The 4,943-nt window shown below is 66.7% G+C and carries 5 protein-coding genes; 2 read left to right on the top strand and 3 right to left on the bottom strand.

Going from position 1 to position 4,943, the window contains the following annotated elements; genetic code table 11:
• Positions 1-197 precede the first annotated feature (197 nt).
• Together ABGB08_RS54130 and ABGB08_RS54125 are read right to left on the bottom strand one after the other, a co-directional pair.
• Positions 198-365, bottom strand: coding sequence for a hypothetical protein (locus ABGB08_RS54130; RefSeq protein WP_347608270.1), 168 nt, complete (start codon positions 363-365; stop codon positions 198-200).
• Positions 366-657: 292 nt separating this feature from the next.
• Complete coding sequence (locus ABGB08_RS54125; RefSeq protein WP_347608267.1) at positions 658-1,800, bottom strand: helix-turn-helix domain-containing protein; 1,143 nt, start codon at positions 1,798-1,800, stop codon at positions 658-660.
• Positions 1,801-2,075: 275 nt separating this feature from the next.
• On the opposite strand from ABGB08_RS54125, the gene ABGB08_RS54120 reads away from it, so the two are divergent.
• On the top strand, positions 2,076-2,627 hold the full coding sequence (locus tag ABGB08_RS54120) for a hypothetical protein (RefSeq protein ID WP_347608264.1): 552 nt from the start codon (positions 2,076-2,078) through the stop codon (positions 2,625-2,627).
• Between the two features lie 364 nt (positions 2,628-2,991).
• A complete protein-coding gene (locus ABGB08_RS54115; protein ID WP_347608261.1) occupies positions 2,992-3,198 on the top strand; it encodes a hypothetical protein in 207 nt (68 codons plus the stop codon).
• Positions 3,199-3,677: 479 nt separating this feature from the next.
• Here ABGB08_RS54115 and ABGB08_RS54110 read toward each other — a convergent pair whose 3' ends face one another.
• Positions 3,678-4,103, bottom strand: a complete 426-nt coding sequence (locus ABGB08_RS54110) for an Ig-like domain-containing protein (protein ID WP_347608258.1) — start codon at positions 4,101-4,103, stop codon at positions 3,678-3,680.
• Positions 4,104-4,943: the final 840 nt, after the last annotated feature.

The following is a 4,943-nucleotide window of genomic DNA, read 5'->3' as shown; positions in this document are numbered from 1 at the left end:
AGAGACGATTCTACTCTGAGGATCTTGGAAGCGCTCAAATTTAGTGACTACAATTTGTGAGGGAGGGGCATCCTTTCCGCAGCTCAGGCAAGCGATACTACGGAGAGTCACAGCAAGCCCGGCCTAACCATGGTGCTGGCGGCCCGCAACGCCGTGGTCGTGGCCCCCTCTCCACTCGGGGCGGCCGCCGCGGGCCCCTACTGGACCGGATCGACGCCGGAGAGGTCCTGGTCGGCTCCGGCGTCGCCATGATTCTTCTCGCGCTGGCCACCGCCCTGCTCGTAGGCCTGCTCCGGCTCCGCCGCGGTGACGGGCACCCCGAATGAGCCCTTCTGGATCAGGACCTGGCTAGGCGGGCGCCTCATCCACTCCTGGCGGCAGTGTGTGAGCAGCTCCTCGCGTACTCGGTCGGGGTTCTTCACCGGGAACTCACGGCCTTTCGGTGGCTGAGTGGCGCGAACAGCTCACTGCCTCGCGTGGTTTCGCCCCGCTCGCCTACCAGCCGGCACCGACGGCCACGCCCTGGTCGAGGCCTGCCGCCCTGCCCCCGGCACCGGCCGGGCTGGCCGGCATAGCGCCGACGAGGCCCACAACGCCCGGGTCTCGACAAGCTCACCGTGGACGAATAGCCAGAATGAAACCTTCGCTCCGCGTGAGTCAGCGGGAACAGGCAACCGAAATGGCGTCGGCCGCGATGGTGTATCTGCCGTGCCCAGCGTCAACCAGCCGGATGGTCAGGTCGGCGGCATCCGGAACGATGACCTGGTGGGCCACCCAAGCGCCGTGGTGAGCCGCCTGGTCGGCGACGACGTCCGCGATGCTGTCGCCGGCGGCGTTCCCAGTGACGAACACCCGGTAGATCGCCGGACCCGCCGCCTGCGCGGCGTCGGGCACGTGCACGGCCAGCACACACCGGGCCGGTCCGGCGAGGCCCGGCTTGACCTGCCACAGATAGGACTCCTTCCACTGCAGCGGGTAGGCGAAGGCGCCTTCCTGGTCGGTGACCCGGGTGGAGAAGGTCCGTCCGACGCAGCCGTCGCCCGTCCAACCGCCGCCACCGCGTCGCCAGCCGTCGTCGTGCTGCTCGAACAAGCTGTAGTCACGCCGATCATCGAGCGGGCAACCGGGCCCCACCACCAGCCCTCCAGGCGGCGGCGCAGCCGCCACCGTGTCCGCACTGGACTCGACCGGCGGCGCGGCCTGCCTCGAGGCGGTCGCCACGATGGCGGAGGAGCTAGCCGCCGACAGCGTGGCGGCCGGTGTCGGCAAGGCGTCGGTGGAGCGTACCTGCCCGGGCGCTCCATCCCGCTGCCAGGCCGCCAGGAGCACGACGCCCGTGATCACGGTGACGATCACGGTGACGCCGACGACCGAGGCGGCTGCTCGCCCACGTCTGAGGATTGGTCGCCACCTGCGATCTTCTGCATGCGGGGGTGATGAACGGGGCGCTGGCTGGTCGTCGCCGACCGCGGTGCTTTGTGTCTTGTCCTCGGCCGCGATGCCGTCCCGGTCGTCCTCATCCAGCTCATCCGGCTCCAGCTCTGCGGCCAGCTGCCGCCAGCGTTGATCCCACTGCTCGACATCGCCGCCACAGGCCTGCACGAACGCGCGCGTGACATTCCAGCTCGGCAGACTCGCGCCGCTGGCGGCGGTGGACAACGCGCTGGCCGAATAGTGGGCGGTGCGCGCCATCTGCCGATAGCTGGGACTGCCGGCGCTCCGGCGTAACCGGCGCAGGTCGTAGGCGAAGGCCTGCAGTACGCCAGCATCAGGATCCACCGGTTTCTCGGGCCGCCCCATGCTCCCTCCGCCGATCCTCTGGCCGTGTACGTCGGTAATCAACGGGACTGAGCGATTGATCAGGGGTTGATTGTCCTGGCGCTCCACCTCTAGCTGATCAACAATGACACGGCTGTGCTCACAGGCGAAAGGGCTCGCCAACAGACAAGGAGTCACCCGTGAGCCATCCGCCTCTGAAAGAAGGAGCCTGTCCTGTGAAAACACGCCGCACCGTCCAGAGTCCGCCACCGGGAAATGCGTCGCGCGTCCTCCGCGTGCTTATGCTCCTCCCGGCGGTGCTCCTTCTGGTCGGGTTCCTGGTCCCAGCCACAGCCCACGCCGATGAACCCGCTCCGCGTACAGCCGACGTACAGGTCGAGCTTCAGGGCGTCCGCCTGACTCCCGCCCAGGCCGAGGCGCTGCGCCGCGCCGCGGCCGCGCATCCCGGCCTCACCCGCGAGCAGGCAGCCAAGATCGCCCCTACGATCGGCCTATCCCGCACGAACGCAGAGGGCAGGGGCGAATCCCGCGGCCCATGTGGTGTGGCCAGGCTCTGGGGAGACAGCTATGGCCACTACCGCTTCGGCCTTGAGTTCAGAACCGAGGTGGTCGGCACCGCCGCGGTGGGCGGCGTGGGCGTGTCCACCAACTCCCCCATCCCAAACTCCGCGGGCAGGCACAGCTACGGGGTCTCCGGCAGCTATGTCGGTAACGACCGTCCGGGGAATGAGTGGCGCACACTGAGTTCCATCGGGTGGGGTGCGACCGCGACGACCCTCGACGGATGGGCGCTGACCACCGGCTGGTGGTTCTGCGGGATCGCGGTACGGGCCAACTGGAAATGGTGACGGTGGCCGGGGGGCAAACGGTCCCAGAGCTCGTGGTTCCGTGAAGTCCGGGGCTCCAGGGGCATTCCCTGGGGCCCCGCTCTGTGAGTACATCCGGCACACCCGCACCCAAAGCTACGGATGGGCCGCACCGCGACCAACGTTTACGATCGTCTGCCCCTCGGCCGGCCAGCGGAACGTCAGCTAGACCTGACCGGGGCGGAGCAGTCGGACTTGCTGCGGATCTGCCCCGGAAGGTTCACCCGACCCCGTTGCGCCTGTTCGTACACATGTTCTATATGGTGCGCGATGGGCATCCGGGTCTACAGGCACAACGGCCGCCTGGCTCAGCTATCCGAACAACCCAACCACCGCGGTCGCGCCGTTGGAGTTCTTCCGGCGGGCTGTGGAGTTCGCGCACAGGCACCACGTGCTGCTGGTCAACGACAACCCGTACTTGGAGATCTCCTTCGACGGTGTGCGGGTGCCGAGCATCCTCGAGGTCGACGGCGCCATCTCACTGGCGGTGCCGGACGACCGGCTCGGCGAGGCGATGAACCGGATCGAGTCGGTGGCAGACGACGTGACCTGAGCAGCTCGGCGAAACCGAACGAGGTCGTCGACACGGTGATCCACGAAGACGACCCGGATCGAACGCGTCCTGGGCTCAGCTGAGTCGATGTTCGAGCGGAACTTCACCCACGCGACCCTGGAGCGGTTGTCGGCTGCCTCGGTCGACGAGCTGGAGGAACTCATCACTGCCCCGGCGCCTGCGGGCGATCCCGCCCCCGATCAAGCCGGTGATGGACGCCCTGAACCTGCTGGAGCGCTACGCCGATTCGGAAGTCGCCTCGATGATCGAGGGCTTGTTGCGTCATCTGATCATTACTACAAATCCTGACGCGTGGGCGGCCCGGTGTCATTGGCCGACCCACGCGCGACCGGTTAGTGCCGCCCTCTTCGTCAGCTACGACAACGGCGCCGGTGGTGGGGTTGCCTCCAGGCATTGCTCACCAGGCAGGCCGGGTGGCGGGTCCGTCATCAGGAAAGACATGGTCGGGGAGTCTGTGATCAACTGCGGCTTGTCGTCGTCGTACGCCCGCGCGAAGGTCGTGTTCTTCCCCTCGTTCTGGGCACGAACGGACCGCGGTCGACCGTGACCTCGTACGGCGCGGTGTAATCCGCCGCCAGCAGGTGACCGTTGAGGTAAAACTCCACCCGGTCGATCCCGTCGTCGGCGATGACCGGGACATCGTCCGGCGTGGCCGGCCGGCCAAGCAGGATCTGGTTGTCGATGTCCTCCGCGACGGCGGCGAACGTGACCGGACACCCGAGCACACCCACGAACCCGTCGGCTGGGCTGGTCAGGGACACCCGCGGTGGCAGGTTCACCGCGATCGGACCATCGACCGGGCCTGCGGCGGCGGCCGTCGTACTGGCTACCGTGGCCATCGCGGCGAGGGTCGCGGCTGGGATCAGCATCAGCGCACGTTTCACGCGCTACTCCTTCTGTTGAGGCGGCGACCACCACCCGATCGCCACCGCCACACCATGCTCGTCTTCTTCGTCTCGCTGCCGAACACCACGTCAGTAGGTGCGCTTTGCGGGAACGTCCGCACTCCGATCGAGAAACCCTCGAGAGGAGTCTTCCCGATCGGAGTACGTTGCTCCTACGCGGCGACACGGACAACGGACCGTTGACAGGACCGCAACCGCGAACCCGCCGCTCACCGCGCTGATGTGGACCTTCAGGCCCGGGTACTGATTTTGGAACAGCGCTATACGTCAGAACAATGCGCAGTTGGTGTTGTCGCCAGACGCGTCCACTGACCCGCCGACTGGGTAATACCGATCGAACTGGACATAACAGGTGGAATCGGTGCCGGGGGGAATCGGGATCCCGATTGTCTTAATCGTGTACCGAGCGGTGTAGTGGTACGCCTCCCCCCGGCTGTCCTTTACCGGCGTGTCGTCGGTCGCCTTGGTCACCTCGACTGTCACCGGTACTAAGCCGCCGTTAACCGAGTTGGTTATGTCCGATGACTTGGAGACACTTGTAACGGTCGTGCCACGCCAGCACCACTGGATGTGCGGTGTGAAGGTGACCGTGGCATTAACAGACAGCTGGACTCGTGCCGTGTATGTCTGGTTGTCCGGAGCGCAGCCCCCCGGTTCGACCGGATCGGGCGGATCGGGCGGGCCCTCCCATGGCAGGGCTGAATGCGTTCTCACATCGTGAGACCGAGAGCGATCAGTGGGTGTTCGAAGTTGTCGCGTGCCCATCGGGTTCCATCGGCGATGTTGGTGAAGTTGAGCAGGCGTAACGCGCCAATCGCG

Origin of the sequence: Acrocarpospora sp. B8E8 (assembly GCF_039871605.1) — a bacterium.
GTDB classification, from domain to species: domain Bacteria; phylum Actinomycetota; class Actinomycetes; order Streptosporangiales; family Streptosporangiaceae; genus Acrocarpospora; species Acrocarpospora macrocephala.
The sequence above is the reverse complement of the archived record's forward strand: the minus strand, read 5'-3'. Positions and strand labels throughout refer to the sequence as shown.

Bases quoted from the DNA above. Each gene is read 5' to 3' on its own strand.
- ABGB08_RS54130 (WP_347608270.1), bottom strand. From the start codon at position 365: ATGAGGCGCCCGCCTAGCCAGGTCCTGATCCAGAAGGGCTCATTCGGG.
- ABGB08_RS54125 (WP_347608267.1), bottom strand. From the start codon at position 1,800: ATGGGGCGGCCCGAGAAACCGGTGGATCCTGATGCTGGCGTACTGCAG.